Here is an 18,168-nt window from a genome sequence, read left to right on the forward strand (position 1 = left end):
CTGAACTACCTTATTGTACAAGCTGCCATTTGCCCTATTTGGTTATTCATGGCTGTAAATACCAGCAGGTCTGTCAAATGTGCGTGCTAAACCAGATGCCTAGATCCAGATACATCATTGACTAATTGATTCTTTCCAAAAATCTTGGGATAGTAGCCACTAGAACATAGGATCAGCCGAATATTCGAAGTGGAGTCCAACAATGGCGACATTCTCATCCCAATTAAGCCGAAAAGACACTTCCAATCCCTCAGTCTTTGCCGGACATCATGCTACAGTGATTTGCAACGAATGCAACCGATCCATGGTGCCGAGAGTAGTCGTTTACTATGGCAGACCAACCAAGTCGGTTTGCCCTTTCTGCGGCGCAGCGTTTACGCGGTTTCCGAGCGGACTACAGCAATTTTCACAACGGTTTTCCCAAAAAATTGTTTCATTCGCTGCTTTTAAACGAATAGCTTTGGTCGCCGCTGGCTTTAGTTTGATTTGGCTTCTTGCAACGATGGAAATACTGCCTAGCGAGATGGAAGCCCTTGGGATTTTCGGTAGCATCATTTTCAGCGCTTTCGGCCTAACTGAACTTTTTTATCAAACTATCGAATTCATTGCGGAACAGTTATCGCACAACAGTAACTATTATTGGTCGGCTATAGCTTTGATCGTAATTCTGATTCAGTATGTTAGAGATGATCTAACTCGTTACGTCGTGATGGCTTCCTTCCTGATGATAGTTCGATGGATACTAGCCGGTTTTGCAGCCGCTAGAAATTATTCTCAGTAAAAGTTAATAGTTTATGCGGCCTCGCGCCCGATTGTAATTCCCAATCTGGTCAATCAGATCCATGCGGCCTTGACCAGCTGCACTTTTAAGTAGCTTGGCGATATCATTACCTTCGACACTGCCTTCCTCTTCTATTAACTGGCTTCTTGCAATACCAAGGGTACCGCCATATTCGCCAGCAACGGCAATTCCTGCAAACGCTTCAAACATGGCAGCTCGATAATAAGCCTGCTGACCTGGAGTCAACCTATCTGCAACTTCGTTTACTCTCTGATCTGCCCATACTTCCGAGGCGTCTTTAAAACCGGAATACGACTGGTTTGACGCATACTTTATCGAATCCCAAATACTCATCCCTTTTGCCTGACCCTGTTGTACAAACTCAGCAAACTCTCGGATATGTTGATTGCTAACGGAGCCCACAGCTTCCAGATTCTTCGCTGAGTTGTAAAGGCCACCACCCAAATAATCAAACGACGCCTCAGCTACCGAAGGCGTTTCATTGGCCGCTGCCGCAATCGATTTCCTAAAGTGCTCCGCTTTGACATTCGCCAATTGACCGAAACCTTCTCTTGAGTTTTGTTCACGCTCTGCCAGATTACGATCATGGTGTGCTTCGACACGGGCTTCGCCTCCGGAAATTTTTCCCGTCGCTGAACCAATCTGTGCCTGTGCACGCTGATTCAACGGTTCAGTTTCAGCGTGCGGATCGTTGAGATGAGCCTGTTCGACTAATGCCTGAACCTTGCCAGTTTCCGGTACATTGGCTTTCAGCGATTCGTTCCTACTGGCATCCCAGGTTTGATCGGCTTGCGGCGCATTAAAGGCATCGCCGAGCAGTTGGTAACCCGAGATTTGCGCCTGGTGCGATTGTTGGTCATCCAGCGTGCGATAACTGGGTGATGAGAATCCGGTCAATAACGACATCCCGGCGGCGGCGTAGGCTTGATCGGCATCGCTGATCCAACCTGCCGCTTTCCATTGCGATGCCAGCCGTTGCGTATCGCCCCGCAAGCCGTATTGATCCAGCGTCCGATCCAGGCGTTCCATCAGGCCGGGGTCATGGGCGATTTTGTTACCTGTTTCTGCCGAACCGAAACTGGCTTGTGTTCCGAAGCGTTGTTGGGCCGATAGGGTTTGTTGATAGGATTCGCTGGCGGATACCGCGTCGGCTGCGCTGTGTTGCAACGAGGACAGCGATTGATTTTGTAGCCCCATTGACGCGACGTTTCGGGTACCGGTTTGCGCATCCATTGCCAGGCTTTTCGCCAACCCGGCTTGATAGCCCTGACTGTCGTTGACGGTTTGGCTGATATCGGCGGCAATGGCGTCGGACTTGTCCTGACTGACTTTGAAATCGTTCTGCAAGCGTCCGGAGATTACGCCACTGAGTTGGTCGCTACCCAACTTGGCACCGGCATTGGCACTGCCGGCCACCAAGGCCGAGAACTGATCGGCGGATATGCCGGTATCGGCATGTTTCTTGGCAAAGGCTTCACCGAACTGACGGTTATAGGCGTCGGTATAACTGGAACTGCTGGCAATCTGATTACCCAGCGAACGGCTGTCAAAGGCATCGCTGCTGATGCTGGCCGATTTCATCGCCGTTGACGACACACTGTGCATGAAGCTCCTGGTCGCCTGTTCCGAAGCGCTGTAAGCCGACGACACCGCCAAACTCATGTCCTTGCCGGCGGTAAAGGTGGGCAGCACCTTGTCGACACCGGTTTGGGTGACTGCCGACAACGGACTGTATTGGTGTTGCGCCTGAGCATTCAAGACCGGCGCCGGGCTGATCACGTCAGGCGTGGCGATCTTTTCATTTACATAATCGCCACCGTCCATGCGTCCCAGAAAATGGGTCGCCGTCACCGCACCTCGGTAGATCAGCATCAACGTGATCGCTGGCGTGGATGCCGCCAGCATGCCGCCAATCGACAGCCATTGCTGCAACTCCATGTCCAACTGGTAAATGCCCATCATCGACGGCAGGTTATAGGTGGCCGTGGTCAGCGCCGCCATCTTGCCGGCGGCCGACATCTGGATGAACAGATTGATCACCGCCAAAATTGGCATCCATAATTGGATCCACAGCAACATCGAGAAGTAGCCGATATTCATCCGGATGCCGACATTGCCCAGCATCACCACGAAGGCCATGATCGGGGCAATGGCATAACTCAAGCCTTCGATGAAGGCCATCATGGGCCGTACAATCTTGGCAAACAGCGTTTGCTCGGCGGCCCATTGGGTATTACGTTGCTGAATCGCTTGCTCGACCATGGCCGCTTTGTTCCAATGCAAGCCGTCCTCATGCCGGCCGATCACGCCTTTCTCGAACATTGGCAGGATCGCCGACATCAGCATGTAATCGGCGGCATCGACCACACCGGGCCCTGCCAGCGCATCAAAGGCATCCTGGATTTTCGGCACCGTGTCACCTGCTGCCGGCACAGCCAACGTCGGTTGCAACAACCCTTCCAGCGCCGTCGCGAAATTGCCATTGGCCACCACGCTCAAATCGGCCCAGGCATCCGTGCAGGTTTTGGTTTGTGGTTGGCCGCCGACATAGATTTGGGTCATGTAGATGTCGGAATCAAACCTTATCGCATTCAACGGATCGGCATCGCGCAAGATGGCATCTACTGATTTCTGGTTTAGATCGACACCGGTTAAGGTGCATTCGCGCACGTAATTGGCAAATGAGGTTTCCATATCGCTGCCAGCATTCGGCACATTGGCTGCGCCTAGATTGATCCGCGACAACAGATTCTTCCGTACCGCCGTCAAAGTCTGCAAACTGTCGGCAAAGCCATTGCCGGTCATCGACGGTGTACCAAAGCCTTGTTCGAACAGTCTTGTGGTTCGATAACCCATATTCGACATTACACTACCCACGACCGCCGGACCCAGGGGCACATTGTCGACCACCACGACGCTGCCAGTATAGGCATCCTCGATCGACACCCGCACCGACGGCGCATACAACATCAGCCACAACACGTAGGCCAGCAATAAATCCTGATAACGAATGCCGCGGCCATCCCATTGCAACAACGCTCTGAGCATGACGATGATGACGCCGATCAAACCACCGACGGCTGCGGCGGTCCGGTAATCGCCAGTCCCGGAGATCATCGCGATGGCATTCAGTACAGCTTGCAAATAGGCGGAATCGCCCACGGAGAAGATTTCAAACATGGGCAACCTGCCTTTTAAACAACGAGGGAGAAAACCATCATGGGGAACGGGGAATGAGCGTTTAAGGACTTGGCCAAGCCGCCCCGGAAGCCGGCAATTGCGCCACGGTACCGTAGTGTTTAGGCTTCACGGTGGTCATCAATTGCTGGTAAAACGCCATCAGGGTTTGCGGATTGCCATAGCGTCCGGCGATGGTGACGTATTCGTCCTGGATTTGCTCTCTAGCATCTTTCAGAGCATCCATCAGCAACTTGGCGTAGGCGTGGTCATTCATGTGTGCTGCGGTTTGCACGGCATTCAGCAAATCATTGACGATCAATTGCGCCAGTTCCAAGGCAATCACAGGGGCCGCTTCTTCGGCCCACAGCTTGGCAATGCCGGCATCTTCTCGTGCCAGGTTATGAATCATGCCGCCGATGGCATCCGGCACGGTTTGCATGAAGGCTTTTTCGCTATCGGTGATTTGACCGCTGTTGGTCGAGAATTTGTAAATCAAGCCGTTGCCGGTATTAGCCGAACCCAACAGGATTTCCATCACCCGCTGTTTCAAGCCCACCAGATTGACGTTTTGGACAATGGGTTTCAAACACTGATCGGCATCATGGCCATCCGAACAGGTGTACATCCTGACGGTTTGATAACTGTTGCCGGCGTCGTTGCCGTACATCAAATCCTTGATCCGCAACACCGGAGGCGGCGCGCTGATGGCATTGTTCTCGCCTTTGCCGTCGGGCGCGGCTTGCGGGGCATCGACGATCACGGTACCAGAAATACTCATCGCCGCTTCCAGCAAACTGTTGCCGCCGAAACGAAACCAGCCGCCGGCATTTTGATTGACCAAAGCCCGCCAGACCAGATTACCCTGAATGATCTTGGTCATATCGGTCGGGTCGTTCTGCTTGATCTGCTGTACCGGATCACCCAAAGTACTGGTATTGGTCCAACTGGAAAACACATCAGAAATACCTTGGGTAAACGAGGCATTGGACAGATTGGTCTTGCTTTGTAGGTCGAAGGCTTTGACCGTGTCGTTGACCAAACCCTGAGCTAATCGGCAGGAGTTACTGAACATCTGGTTCATCTCCTGGATTTTCTTTTGCAGGTCGGTCATCACCGACGCACACCAGGGACACATGGCACCGACCGCCAACTGAAACGCATAGCCCGCCGCATTGCCGGCCACGTTACGCATCAATTGCACGAACTGGTTAAAGTTGATGAAACTGAAACTGCCAGCGAACAAATCGATACCGCCGCAGCCGGCGCTGAATGAAGGCGGCACGAACGAGACCAGATTGGTGTTGGTGATGCCATTGCGCGCCACCAGGCTGCCGCCGGTAATCACGCCGCGGCGCTGCCCCAAATGCGCGGTTGGGGCCGTGAAATTGGTCATGGTGCCGAACATGCTGTCCATTTCCTGCTGTAGGTCGGCATAGGCTGGAACGGAACTCTCGACCAACAGAATCAACACCAGCACCTGGCGATAGCGCAAAGACAATGAAAACGAAATCATGGCGTACTCCCCATTTGCGCACTGCGTTGCAATGCCTGGATCAGTGACAGTGGGTCTTGAGTGACCGCAGGGCTGATGCTACCGGCGGCCGGTAACAGCATCGGCGTATTACGAATGCCTTGGGTGGTTTGGTATTGCGAGGCATCGATCCAACCCGATTCCTTGGCAGCCAGTAAAATCCGGCCGGTAACTTCCTCTAACGACAAGGCGCCTTGCGCCAACGGTACAATTTGCTTCGGTGGTTTCATCAGAAACAGCGCCGGTGTCTGTTCAACCCCCAACATCGCCGCTTGCCCTTGATCGCGTTTGAACTGACTGAAAAAGCCGTTCGGCATGGGCAAACCATCCAGCGACACGGGATAGATTTTGAAACCGTAGGCGTTTTCCAGCATCGCCAGAATCGGCGCCTGCACATGGCAATAAGGGCAATCGGACCGGAAGAAAAACAAAATACCGGCTTGGGCGGCAATCGCCTTCAAGGCGCGTTCGGCCACCACGCTGGCTTGATGATTGGCTTCATTGGCCGCATAAGTTGCCACCGGACGGCGCACGGTTTCATCGAGTTGCGGATCGGACATCACCACATAACGAGCGGCGTTGGTGAAGCGCTCGGCTTTGTCCATCATCACACGCTGCAGGTAATAAAACGCTGCGACATTCTCCTGAGTGGGATCATCAATGGCCTGGTTCAGGTAATGCTCCAGGTTTTGCTTCAACCAGGCGGAGGACAGTGGTTGGAGTTCTGCAGAAGGCTGGGCTTGAGTTTTGGGTTCAATTTCAGCTTGAACGACGCTGGGCGGTTTGATGTCAGGCTTCGGTTTGTGCTGATCGGCTTGAATATCGGGTTGGGCTTTTTTAACCGGCTCCGGCAATACCTCATACCAAAACCAGCCGCGTTGTTTGTCGGCGAAATAGGAAACCTCGGGCGCGTCGTCTTTACCCATTGCCAGCGAGGCTCTGAGACACAAGCTCATGATGATCGGTAAAGAAATGGCGTTTCGGTTCATTGCGCCATTGTCAGTCAGATTTTCCCAGCGACTTTTGCAGCTGACGACGAAAACGCTATCAGCTGCAAGATGGCTCGAATTGCGATCTCAGAACGCGACCGTAACGGCAGACGATCACGAATTCGTCGTCAGCTGAAATCGGCATCCAATATCGGTTGACTAAAATGTCGGCGTTATTGCGAACGGACGATAGCCCGCAAATCCCAATAGGAATTCGACTTTCGATTTCCCCACTGTAGTAGGGAAAGGTGGCAACGGTTAACCGGCCCGTAATCCGACGTTATTTCCAAGGTAGGCATGAGTCACGCTATTTTGCCAAGGCAATGCCTAAAAGAACCATCCAGAAAATGACAGTGATATGCCTACTGCGGTAGGCATTTAAGGTGCAAATACCTATGCAGTAAGACGTTTTCCAAGGCTCGCAATGAACAGAAAGTCCCTTAGGCATTGTCCATGTCTATCCCTACAGTTAAGTAATAGGAAAATTCATGTCCAGCGAACAACCTGTCAACGCACAGCCCACTCTCACCGAACAAGACCTGCTGCATTGGATCGAAACCCGGTGCGATCATCTCCAGGCGCAAGCCAAAGTGCTGGTCGATGATTATTGGCGCCAAATGAAAAGCCAGCGCCAGAAACACAGCAAAAGCGAATCGGGTCGAGTTGGCGTCCGCATCCGTTGCCGGGAAAACCAACGCGGTTTCAGCATCGAGTGGTACCGCATGGCCACATTGCGGCAAAACGGTCAAACCAAGCCAATTGCGCAGTACGTTAAGAAAGGCCGTGGCTATCGCTATCCGCTCGGCAACCTACTGAAGGGGGAACCCACCTGGGAAGCGGAATTAGTCGAAGAACTGGAAACCGAGTTTGCCCATATTCGGCAACAGCTCGATCGATTGGGAAAAATTCGTGACGCGGTGCAGCGTTATTGCAGGGTAATTGAAGCCGATGCGAACAACAAATTCATTGGTTGAAGCGAATAAAAGGCAACCATTTTTCTGATTAGCCTAATACGGTCTTAAGCATTATGTTCTGCCAATTTGTTACAGCAGAGTTAGAATTACGAATGACGGCATTGAAATGTTTCAATGGGTGACGTGAAAGGTCAGGGGCTATTAGAGAACAAAAACATCGCCAGTACTTGAAGCGTTCGCGCAGGTAATCAAGCAAGCTGGATTTGATAGCAGCTTTGCCCGAATAACATAAAAAGTCGTGCGTCTAATGGGCGCTCAACCTTGCGCACGTACCCAAAATTTAGGGCGATATGCAAAATATTCCAATCGTCTAAATCCGATTGACAATACCGAAATCCCATCCGATATTTACAGGAGATACAATTTGAAATCTAACGCTAGAGGAGCGATCGTACTTCGGGCTATTGCCGAAGGAAAAACTCTAAACGATGCCGGAAAATCGATTGGTGTAAGCGGAAACCGCGCTAGCCAATTGCTTAACCGAATATGCCGCGAACTAGATTTACCTAGTGAAATCGCCGATATAAGGCGCCACAAGGAAGAGTGCATTAAAAAGATTGAAGGCCTTGAAAATAGCACACTTGCTGAACTACACCCCAAGATTGCCGAGAATTTGGCAAGGGTGCTTCGCCTAGGAAAAGTGGAAGATCTCACTCCGGAATATCTTTCGAATCTATCCGCTTCGCAATTACTAACCGCCAATTTAACGTTAGTTGCGGTAGCCGAAGCGCAAGAATGGCTAGTCAAGAACGGAACATCGCTTAAACGACGGCCACCCGAAGGCAATGTCGAAATGCAAGCCGCTCAACGTGCTATTTCTACGCTTGACGCGTTTCAATTCGATACAACTTTTGTCAGATCGCAACTTCAGTTTCTAATAGATTGTGACGACGACTAACCCTTTATCTCCCCAAGTGTCCGATAAAGCGTTTCCAAATTTTTTATTAATATTCTACAAATAGGGTAAACCAGTGGATCTGTGCATCACTGAAATCGTTGATGATGGATATTCAATGGATAAGGAAGTGGTATGGCTGAAATGCCGAACATCTTCAAATAATATTGTTGCGCTCTGGGGCCAGCTAGGCGGGCCGAATCGAAACATAGCGTCGTTAAAGCACCAACAATTGCCAGTTTATTTGGAGATCTCGGCTCCGGAGGACTGTATTCCTACGCCGAGGGAGAAGTCCGAATATAATCTCTCCGTGAGTGTCCCTTCAAATGTCGGTATTTATATCGACCCCGAGCGCTAAACTCTCGGCCGCGTAATAGCAGTTGACGATGGGGAGAAATGTCTTAGCAAATTCGAACTTAATGAAAATACGCAAATGGATATGATAATAGCCCCCCAATGACGGCCCCATTACCAGTGTCGACGTTAGTCGAGCCTCTTTCATTACCAAGAAAACCACGTTGACTATTGCAAACGACATGCTCAGAAAGATCAATATCGATCAACCCAGCCAATTTTTGAGTTTTATTTCGATTCCGGTGGATATGGTTAAAGCGATTACCGCTATTCCCGGTTCCATACTTTCGATGAAGATCCAAAATACCCAAGATCAAGCCAGTCTGTATAAGGCGCAGACCGATCTGTTGACCCCAATTGCAGGCGCTGCAAAAAATGCAGGATTCCAAAGCGACAACTTCACCTTAAATCATCCGACACAGGGCGGTGGGATTGACTCCTCCCATTGCCCTACGTGCTAAATTGTCAAAGCTAAAAAATCTTCAATTGCTTTGAGAAAACAATTTGATCCGAGTCATTTATATTGCTAAAGCGTTTCCGTTTCTTGCCTTGTTCGGTAAACACATCTATTTCTTTTGTCGCCGCTAGATTGACTATCGATTCTTTGATCAGCGTGGATGTCGCTGGCGTCCAATTGCAGGTTTCGGTAAATAATTGATCGAACCGCATTCCATCCGGTTTTTTACAAAGAAATTGCGGTATTTCATCATGCAATGTATTAATGCTTAATTCCTTTGCCTCGTTATCGAACTGGAAGCTATCGATCGACATTTGACCTGACTGCGTGTCGTCCTTTTTGTCGAAATACCCTAGCATAAACATGTCTAAACCGGGATCACCATAATGGATGAAATAATTATTCAAATCCCAATGGATTCCTGCCATTACATCCCTGGCTTTTGGCTGTTGAGAGAAGTGCAGTAGCCAATAATCGCCATGCCCCCTATCGGATCGGATGAAAAATGATGTAAAAAATTGCGCCCCGCAGGCTTTTACAAAATCCTGATACAGCATCGATTGAATAAAAAGCCGCCAATCTCGCTCGCTGGACTTGATTTCTTCAACCGTTTTACCTCGGAGCAAGTCGGGCGTTTCGATCTTTTCAAGGAGTTTTTTTGTTTGTTCTGAGTCGGAAATATAGTTGATAAGGGAATCAACGGCGTAGGTTAGGATAATTTCGCTTCCTGGAAGCTTGCTGAGTATGCCTTGAATAAAACTTGGCGATATTTCGGAATAGCCATATTGATCCAGCAGGAAAATTGCTCTTCTAGCCCTGGGTGTTTTGCCTACGATGCGCTCGACAAGGTCTGCAGATTTTTTTTGAAATTCGGAGTTCAAGATAAAAATTTTGTCGTTTATAAGCGACTCATATCCGCGTAGTTTTAATTCAAACTCCAAGAACTTATATGCATGTCTGTTTTTTTCGATAAAAACAAAGTCTGCGTCGATTTTTAAAGGTTTCGTTCTGGTTGCGTTGATACTGGCTTCGGCTTCTTTGACTGCATCCAACATGATAAAAGGCGAGCCCAAGGTGATTTGCTTGGTATCCTCATGCAGATAGGCTCCGCCGCCAGCAAAGCCGTCGATTAACGTCAATTTGATAATTTCCCGGCCAGGATTGAACGTTAAGGTCTTGAAGTATTCAATTAAGTAGGCTTTTAAAATCTCGTGCTTGGCAATGCTGTGTTGTCTGATAAACGGATATTCCTTTCCGGGTGTACCCCATTCATAAGATTTTTTTGGCATAAACTTCCTTGATTTACAGGCGTAATTCCGGCATTTGATCCCAGGTTTTACCGCCGAACTCGCGTCCGTTGGCTTTTTTATGGCGTTTTACACCATCTGCGCCCCAGCCGCCCCATTGCTTAAAGAAAAACGCCACGCCGATTCTATCGGCTTGGATTTTGATGTTTTCCACCCATTCCGGCATCATCGGCCTGGCTTTAGGACCGGATTCGCCGCCAACGATTACCCAATGGATACCGTTGAGGTCGATTGTGCCGAGGTCTTCCAATAACGGCTCTATCGACAGAAAGCGAATGGCGGCATTGACCTGTTTCAGATGATTGATGCGCGGTACGCCGAACTTGCGGTCTTCTACTGATACGCCAAGCCAGACGTTCGTCGGACAATGGCGATGGTTAAAATAATCGGGCAAGCGCTCCGCACGCTTTGTCAGTATCTGATAGGTGTGATGCGGAGTTTTTTCGATGACCGCAAATACTTCGTCCAGGTAATGATCGGGAATGTCTTCGTGGAATAAATCGCTCATGGAATTGACGAAGTACACCGTCGGCTTTTTGCGCTTTAACGGTTGACTCAGCCTTTCCGGTATCAAGGTTAATTGAAAGCCGTTTTCGTAACCTCTGGCTTTCATGGCATGCAGGCGCGCAGCCATCAACTCTGCATAACAATGTTTGCAGCCTGGTGAAGTTTTGGTGCATCCCGTGGTTGGATTCCAGGTTTGCTCGGTCCATTCGATTTGCGATTTTGTTGCCATGAAAAATATCTCCTCCGAAGGATTTTAGTTCAAGAAGGCAGTGAACAACACCCCATTAACGATAAGGCAGCTGGAAAAGTTCTGACTTCAATATTGCAAGGGCCGTTTTCGCATGCAAACAGGAGCAAAAAGTTACGCACATATATTCATGTCAAAGGCGAAATTGTCCACAACTCCCCTTTATTTAGATTAAATAAAGATTATATATAGATTAGCACCCTCGATTTTCAGCACAAAATAATCGCCGCAGCCCACGGATAGCATGGCCTACAGCGATTTCACGTTTTGCTCGAAGCGTCGGTCTAATGCCGTGTCAAACGTCGGCCTAATGCCGTGCTTTTTGTCGGTCTAATGCCGTGCCCGTCGGTCTAATGCCGTTACCTTGTCGGCCGAATGCCGTGCCTCCGTCGGTCTAATGCCGTATCCGCGTCGGCCTAATGCCGTATCGAGAGGCTTCGACCGACCCAAAATAGCGTCGGTCTAATGCCGTGCTTTTTTAGTGCTGCTGGTCGTCCAGAAAACGCTGTTGACTGGGCGTCGGCTGGCGTTTGATCTTCACGATATCGTCAGCGAATTCAAAGCTAGCCAAAGTGCCAATGTTCACCAAGGCCTCCAACGCTTTACCCAGCCGATACTTGAAATCGCGCAGGGTTTTCGAGCCACTGCCGCTCAGTCGGTGAACGGTGGTAATTTTCATCGGGAACGGCGCCGCATGGGACGACAGAAAACCGTGTAACCATAATGCCAAGGGTTGTTTGCGCAATTTCTGCCGCTGTTCGAATTCGATGTAGGTGTAGCCTTCCTCGAACAGGCGCAGCATGGATTCGGTCAATTCCACCACGTAGCGCTGCGTCAGTTGGTCACGGTAATAGCGCAAGAAGCCTTTTTCACCGAAGGCATCCCGGCCGTGAAAAGTGATTTCGACAAAGGCGCCTCCCAGGCGGGCCATAGCTTCTTTCAACCATTCATGTTGGCTTCTACCACTGCCGCGCCCCAATGCCGTCAACAGGGCATGGGCACTGAAGGTCACGCTAAATCCCGGTAATTGTTGCCGGGACAAATGCACGATCTGCATCCAGACATCGAGGTCCGATTGGTTGAGCTGTATGCCGAGGTAACGAACCTCGATCCCGTCTACCGCAGCCAACAGGGTGCGTTTTTTGTAGGCAATGCGTTCCTTGCCTTGGATGCCGGCGAACAATGCACTTCGCAAACAGGCATTGGGCGTACCGCGAATTGCCGACGGCCAGTTGGGCAAAGACATCAAGGGTTCGACGACCCGCAATTTGGCCTTTTTCCGTTCCGTCAGAGACTGAAAACGTTCGGTGAGATTGTCGAGCGAATGGTTTGTGCTATTTCTATCCATGACGACCACCTCACTTCTTTAGGTTGCCAGGATTGCAGCCATGGCCCAGAACGCTGTGCGGAATTGGCATGGTTTTAACTAACGCCTGCTCCTCCGGTGTCATATCGAGTTGGTGATGGCAATATTTTCGCCAGGCGCGTTCGATGACCCGTGCATCGTCATCCTGGCGATCGGGAACGCTCGGCGTGCTGACATTAAGGACACGGCCCGCGGTGTCGTCACTTGCCACGTAAACGCTAAGCGGCTGATCGACTTGTCTGACGACGTGTTCCATTGCTGCAGATCGCAGCACTGAACCGCTCAATCCACCTGTCTGCCAAGCATGATCCAGGCGCCAGGGTTGTTCGGGTTGAATCGGCACAATCGATTCGATGACGGTTTCGCTCACGACGGCATCGGGCCGATTCAGCGAAGTACAGGCCGTGCCGCACACTGCGGACACAAGACAATGGATTGCCAGCGATTTGGATTTCATGAGAGCTCCAGAGTAATTAAAGGGAGCTCGTTACACTAAACACTCTTTTACAAAGCCTGCTTGCAGCTGACGTCAAATTCGTCGTCAGCTGCAAGCGACGATTGGAAAATTCCCGGCAAGATGCGGCGTTATGGAAAATACGCCCTCGACTTTGATTGCCCGCATCCGCCAACGCCTGTTTGGCGTCGAGTCCGCGCCTGTCGCTCAGGTTGCGACAACGATGGATGAGGACGTGCCGCGTTATCCGCCGTTTATGAAGGGTCTGCCGGCTGCGCCAGTGGAGCGCATCCTGACCAGTCAAACGGAATTGATTGCGTCTATCGAACAGGCGCTGGCCATGCCGGATAGCCTTTATCAAACCATAGCCGCGCCGGTCATACGCCGTTATGCCGCCTTCAGCCACTTATTGCCGGCTTCGGAATCTCATCACCATCGTGGCGCCGGTGGCTTGTTTCGGCATGGTCTGGAAGTCGCCCATTGGGCGACCTTGGCATCCCAAGGCAGTTTGTTTGCCACGTCAGCATCACCCAAGGAACGAAAAGCACAAGAGTTACGCTGGCGATTGGCGGTCTGTTTTGCTGGGCTGTTGCATGACATCGGCAAACCGGTCGCCGATATCGCCGTGGTCGACGCACAGGGGCAACATACATGGAACCCTTGCGATGAAAACATCACCGACTGGGCTTTGCGAAATGAGATCGACCGATACTTTCTGCGCTGGCGGGATAACCGCCATAAACGCCACGAACAGTTTTCTGCCTTGGTGATCGAGCGCGTCCTGACCCGCGAAGCCCGCACATTCATTCTGGAGTCTGGCCCCGACATCATGCAGGCCATGCTGGAAACCATTAACGGTTTGGACCGCGGCTCCAAAGTTTACGCACTGGTGATAACCGCCGACTGCAAAAGTGTGGAACGGGATTTAAAAGCGCATTATCAAAACATCGACTCGGCCTTGGGCATGCCGGTGGAAAAGTACTTGTTCGACGCCATGCGCCGATTGGTCAAGTCCGGACAATGGACCGTCAACGAAAAAGGCGCTCGGCTATGGCGTTTTGAGGATGGCCTGCATATCGTCTGGCGTGCCGGTGCGCAAGATATCGTCACATTGCTGGCCAAGGACAAAGTGCCCGGCATTCCGCGTGACGAAGACACCTTGGCGGACATCCTGATCGAACGCGGCTTGGCAATCCCTAAGTCCTGGCCAGATGGTCGGCAATACCGATATTGGCAAATGCAGCCAGAAGGCTTGGACAATCCGTTATATCTGTTGCGCCTGAAATCCGCAGAACTGATTTTCAGCGGCGAACCACCCACTGTGGTAGCCGCTCACGAAATCAACGAGCCGGATGTGAATGCGACCGCCGTAAAAACCGAACCCGTTACCAATCAGGCACAGCACATCAGCAAACTGGCAAAAACCAAGAATGTCGCGGCTCTGAAGCAATCCCAACGCACAGATAATCCGAAGCCAGTTGAGCCAAAAGAACCCCAGATAGAACCTGCTCATGACACGAGCGCTGAACTCGATCTACCGGTCCTCGAATCGGCGCCAGGCATTTCAAATTCCTTGCCATCAGATCCCGACCAAGGAGTCTCGCAATCCAAATCAGCCGATGGCGCCCCTTCGCTGTGTCATACCGAGCAACCGAAAAACGCACCTCCAGCCAAACCGACCAACACAGAAAAAACTGATTCAACCGCAAAACCTAATTGCTCCACGACAGACACGAAAAGCATCTCTAGTCCGATCGACACCGCCAAATGCTGGTTGGAAAACCACGGCGATGGCGGTCAATGGCTAATGGACATCGCCTCAATGCTCAATCAAGGCCAATGGCAGTTAGGCAGCGATATATTGGAAGTCCAAGACAAATACTTGCTCCCGTTTCCGGCCACCGCTGAAAAACTCGCTATAGAACCGCCTCAGTTCATCAAAATGCTGGAGGAGACGGGTTGGCTGGTGACCGACATCCTGTCGCCAATGCGCAAGGTCCAAACCATCCAATCGGTTCGCGGCATCCTACTCACATTGGAACCCAGCTTGGCCATAAAGGCGTTATTGAAATCCCAAGATGAAACCAGACCATCAGTGTTATCAGCGCCACCTCCAAGCGACAGCACAGACAACGTCAGTATTCAGGTGCCGTCATCTAAACCTCATAAACGCGCGAAACCTGAATCTAAAGTCGCTCAGCTTCCACCAAAAGTGTCCGGCGACCAACAACCGAGTAACGGTAACGCTTCAGATATTTCGGTCAAATCGAATGTTGACAAATCAAACGCGCCCCAAGCGACAACTCCGGCAAAACCCGGAACTATCGATTTGCTGATAACGCATGTGCGACAACAAAATATTCCGCCCGATGAATCATCGCCAGACCGTAACTGGCACAGTGTTTCTAATACGGAACTCGACCGGTTTTTAGCACAACATCCGACTGTCAAGCGCACTCGCCTGATGCTCGAGATCGCCAATCACCCAGATTGTCGCTCGGTCAGCGCCACGGAAGGCATTAAGGTACGTCTAAGACCATGAAATCCGATTACGACTATCAGTTTCCCTGGCGACCGATTTTTGAAGTGTATGCCATCACTGGCTGGATCGGAGGAGCGGGATTGGCGCATTGGATAAGTTGTTGGTCGGGATTACCGCATGAGCCGTTCGACTGGTTGATAACGGCGTGCGGGGTGATGGTCTGTTGGCGGCTGCCACCGGCAGTGCAGCTTTGGTATCGCAAACGCCGTTTGCGGCAATACCACTTTCAATACCTGGACGCCGAGAAACTCGGGCAAATGGTGCAACACCATCCCGATGAGTTGTGGTTCGGCTGGGGATTCGATTGGGTACAAAAGCATGCGCAATTGGCTTATGAGATTTTGAAACGCGACGTTTCGACGCTGATTCCGAGCGATCATCAACGCATGGGATCGGCCTGGATTCACGGCCTTGAAGTGTCCGAAAGCGACATCCGCCAGCCTTTGCAGCATACCGCCGGCCATACGCTTCTGGTCGGTACCACCGGCGCCGGTAAAACCCGAGCCTTTGACGTGTTGGTTACGCAAGCGGTGTTGCGAGGCGAGGCGGTGATCATCATCGACCCCAAAGGCGATAAGGATTTGATGGCCTGTGCCAAACGGGCTTGCGCCTTGACCAAGCGGCCGGATCGTTTCGTGTATTTCCACCCGGCGTTTCCGGAAGACAGTGTGCGGCTCGATCCTTTACACAATTTCAACCGGCCTTCGGAAATCGCCAGCCGCATCAGCGCCATTTCGCCCAGCGAAAGCAGTAACGATCCGTTCAAGGCTTTTGGCCAAAAATCGCTGGATAACGTGATTCAGGGTTTGATGGTAATCGAAGAACGGCCAACGCTGGTGAAATTGCGCCGTTACCTGGAAGGCGGTCCTTCGACGCTGGTGATTCAGGCCTTGGAACGCTATTTCGACAACAACCTGGGCCATTGGCGGCAAGAGGCGCGGCCTTACCTGAAGAATGCCAAGGACATCGACTCGAAAGCCGTGGGCCTGGTTCGGTTTTACCGGGAGGTCGTGCAGTACCAGTTGCCGAATTTGGATTTGGAGGGCCTGTTGTCCTTGTTCGAACATGACCGAGCGCACTTCAGCAAAATGGTCGCCTCGTTGATTCCGATCATGAACATGCTGACCTCGGGTTCCTTGGGCCCTTTACTGTCGCCCAATCCGCATGACGTGGATGACCTGCGGCCCATCACCAATACCGGCCATATCATCGAAAAGGCTCAGGTCGCTTACATCGGCCTGGACTCGTTATCGGATGGCATGGTGGGCAGTGCGATTGGCTCGATTCTGTTGGCGGATTTGGCTGCCGTCGCTGGCGATCGATACAACTACGGCGTCTCGGACAGACCGGTGAATGTGTTCGTCGACGAGGCGGCGGAAGTCATCAATGATCCCTTCATTCAAGTCCTGAACAAAGGTCGGGGCGCCAAGATTCGCTTGTTCATCGCCACGCAAACTTTTGCCGATTTTGCCGCCCGCACGGGCTCCCAGGACAAAGCTCGCCAAGTGCTGGGCAACGTCAACAATCTTATCGCGCTCAGGATCATGGACAGCGAGACCCAGCAATACATCACCGACAATCTGCCCAAAACACGCTTGAAGTACATCATGCGTACCCAGGGTGTTGCTACCAGTGCGACCAATCCGACGGTATTTTCCGGCAATGTTGGTGAACGCCTAATGGAAGAAGAAGGCGATTTGTTTGCACCGCAACTCTTGGGGCAGTTGCCAGATTTACATTACATCGCCAAATTATCTGGTGGTCGGATCGTCAAAGGCCGATTGCCCGTGCTGCAATCAGCACTTGATACCCAACCGACCTAATCATGCAACGCAATTTGCTATTCAGTCTGATGATCTGGTTGTTGGAAGTGATTCTGGTTGCCAGCTTTGTTTCGGATCGCTGGACTCGGGAAATCCAGGCAACCGAGGACCAGATGCTGATTGCTTTTTTCGGTGTCGAAAAGGAAGCGGAAATTCGGCACACGGCTCAAAATTGGTTTGATCAGATGTTTGTCCGTACCGGGATGAGGAAGAGCATATACCGTTACTTCATTCCTACCGAGCGAGAACGGCAAATGTCCAAAGGCTTTGAAGATGTCGGCCGCCATGATTTGTTTCCCTTCATTCAAAGCCGGTTGGATGTGCTGTGGGATACCGTGTATCAGATGATCAAGCGATTCGTCATGGCCTGCGCCTGGTTACCCTTTTTGGCAGTGGCCATACTACCGTTTGCCATTGATGGTTTGATTCGACGCAAGGTCAGCCAGACCAATTTCGATTATCCCAGCCCTTTGGCGCATCGATACAGCATCTATGTGCTGTTGGGAGCTCTATATCTACTGTTGATGGGCTTAACCCTGCCTTTTCCCGTGCCACCGCAATCCATGCCGATTGGCATATTTATCGTGGCCGGGGCGATGAACACTGTATTGGCTAATACCCAGAAGCGGGTCTGATCAGTGTCAAGAGATAGGCTGCCAGGATTCTCATCACGAAGCACTTGATAAAGTGACGAAAATGGCTGGGTTTAATCATTGACACCACGTTATTCAACTGACGGC

The 18,168-nt window shown here is 51.2% G+C and carries 14 protein-coding genes; 7 read left to right on the forward strand and 7 right to left on the reverse strand.

The window, feature by feature from the left end; translation table 11 throughout:
* The first annotated feature begins 202 nt into the window (after positions 1-202).
* A complete protein-coding gene (locus IVG45_RS12060) occupies positions 203-781 on the forward strand; it encodes a hypothetical protein (protein ID WP_196434075.1) in 579 nt (192 codons plus the stop codon).
* Positions 782-784: 3 nt separating this feature from the next.
* On the opposite strand, the gene IVG45_RS12065 is transcribed toward IVG45_RS12060, so the two are convergent.
* From IVG45_RS12065 to IVG45_RS12075, 3 genes are all read right to left on the reverse strand, one after another.
* Positions 785-3,982 carry a conjugal transfer protein TraG N-terminal domain-containing protein gene (locus tag IVG45_RS12065; protein WP_196434076.1) on the reverse strand — a complete coding sequence of 1,066 codons (3,198 nt, stop codon included), beginning with the start codon at positions 3,980-3,982 and terminating at the stop codon, positions 785-787.
* A 61-nt stretch (positions 3,983-4,043) separates the two neighbouring features.
* Positions 4,044-5,495: a conjugal transfer protein TraH gene (locus tag IVG45_RS12070; RefSeq protein ID WP_196434077.1), complete on the reverse strand. Its 1,452-nt coding sequence runs from the start codon at positions 5,493-5,495 to the stop codon at positions 4,044-4,046.
* Complete coding sequence (locus tag IVG45_RS12075) at positions 5,492-6,502, reverse strand: conjugal transfer protein TraF (protein WP_230874561.1); 1,011 nt, start codon at positions 6,500-6,502, stop codon at positions 5,492-5,494. The genes IVG45_RS12070 and IVG45_RS12075 overlap by 4 nt, the downstream gene beginning before the upstream one ends.
* A 488-nt stretch (positions 6,503-6,990) precedes the next feature.
* Here IVG45_RS12075 and mobI point away from each other — a divergent pair, with 488 nt between their 5' ends.
* The 3 genes from mobI to IVG45_RS12090 all read left to right on the forward strand — a co-directional run bounded on the left by mobI (position 6,991) and on the right by IVG45_RS12090 (position 9,186).
* Positions 6,991-7,476: a conjugative transfer protein MobI(A/C) gene (gene mobI, locus IVG45_RS12080; RefSeq protein ID WP_196434078.1), complete on the forward strand. Its 486-nt coding sequence runs from the start codon at positions 6,991-6,993 to the stop codon at positions 7,474-7,476.
* 364 nt (positions 7,477-7,840) lie between these two features.
* Positions 7,841-8,374: a hypothetical protein gene (locus IVG45_RS12085; protein ID WP_196434079.1), complete on the forward strand. Its 534-nt coding sequence runs from the start codon at positions 7,841-7,843 to the stop codon at positions 8,372-8,374.
* Between the two features lie 533 nt (positions 8,375-8,907).
* Complete coding sequence (locus tag IVG45_RS12090; protein WP_196434080.1) at positions 8,908-9,186, forward strand: hypothetical protein; 279 nt, start codon at positions 8,908-8,910, stop codon at positions 9,184-9,186.
* A 10-nt stretch (positions 9,187-9,196) separates the two neighbouring features.
* On the opposite strand, the gene IVG45_RS12095 is transcribed toward IVG45_RS12090, so the two are convergent.
* The 4 genes from IVG45_RS12095 to IVG45_RS12110 form a co-directional block, all read right to left on the reverse strand.
* A complete protein-coding gene (locus IVG45_RS12095; RefSeq protein WP_196434081.1) occupies positions 9,197-10,471 on the reverse strand; it encodes a three-Cys-motif partner protein TcmP in 1,275 nt (424 codons plus the stop codon).
* 13 nt (positions 10,472-10,484) lie between these two features.
* Positions 10,485-11,225 (reverse strand): DUF5131 family protein, encoded by a 741-nt coding sequence (locus tag IVG45_RS12100; RefSeq protein ID WP_196434082.1) that lies wholly within the window; start codon positions 11,223-11,225, stop codon positions 10,485-10,487.
* Between the two features lie 496 nt (positions 11,226-11,721).
* The gene (gene trfA / locus IVG45_RS12105) at positions 11,722-12,591 is read right to left on the reverse strand and encodes a plasmid replication initiator TrfA (protein ID WP_196434083.1); all 870 of its coding nucleotides are present in this window, start codon (positions 12,589-12,591) and stop codon (positions 11,722-11,724) included.
* A 10-nt stretch (positions 12,592-12,601) separates the two neighbouring features.
* Positions 12,602-13,066, reverse strand: coding sequence for a hypothetical protein (locus IVG45_RS12110; RefSeq protein WP_196434084.1), 465 nt, complete (start codon positions 13,064-13,066; stop codon positions 12,602-12,604).
* A gap of 130 nt (positions 13,067-13,196) precedes the next feature.
* On the opposite strand from IVG45_RS12110, the gene mobH reads away from it, so the two are divergent.
* The 3 genes from mobH to IVG45_RS12125 are packed head-to-tail and all read left to right on the forward strand — an operon-like array spanning position 13,197 to position 18,063.
* Entirely contained in the window at positions 13,197-15,605 is a 2,409-nt protein-coding gene (mobH, locus tag IVG45_RS12115) for a MobH family relaxase (RefSeq protein WP_196434085.1), read from the forward strand.
* The gene (traD, locus tag IVG45_RS12120) at positions 15,602-17,428 is read left to right on the forward strand and encodes a conjugative transfer system coupling protein TraD (protein ID WP_196434086.1); all 1,827 of its coding nucleotides are present in this window, start codon (positions 15,602-15,604) and stop codon (positions 17,426-17,428) included. The genes mobH and traD overlap by 4 nt, the downstream gene beginning before the upstream one ends.
* 2 nt (positions 17,429-17,430) lie before the next feature.
* Positions 17,431-18,063, forward strand: a complete 633-nt coding sequence (locus IVG45_RS12125; protein WP_196434087.1) for a DUF4400 domain-containing protein — start codon at positions 17,431-17,433, stop codon at positions 18,061-18,063.
* The last annotated feature ends 105 nt before the right edge of the window (positions 18,064-18,168 follow it).

This window comes from Methylomonas sp. LL1 (genome assembly GCF_015711015.1).
GTDB lineage: Bacteria > Pseudomonadota > Gammaproteobacteria > Methylococcales > Methylomonadaceae > Methylomonas.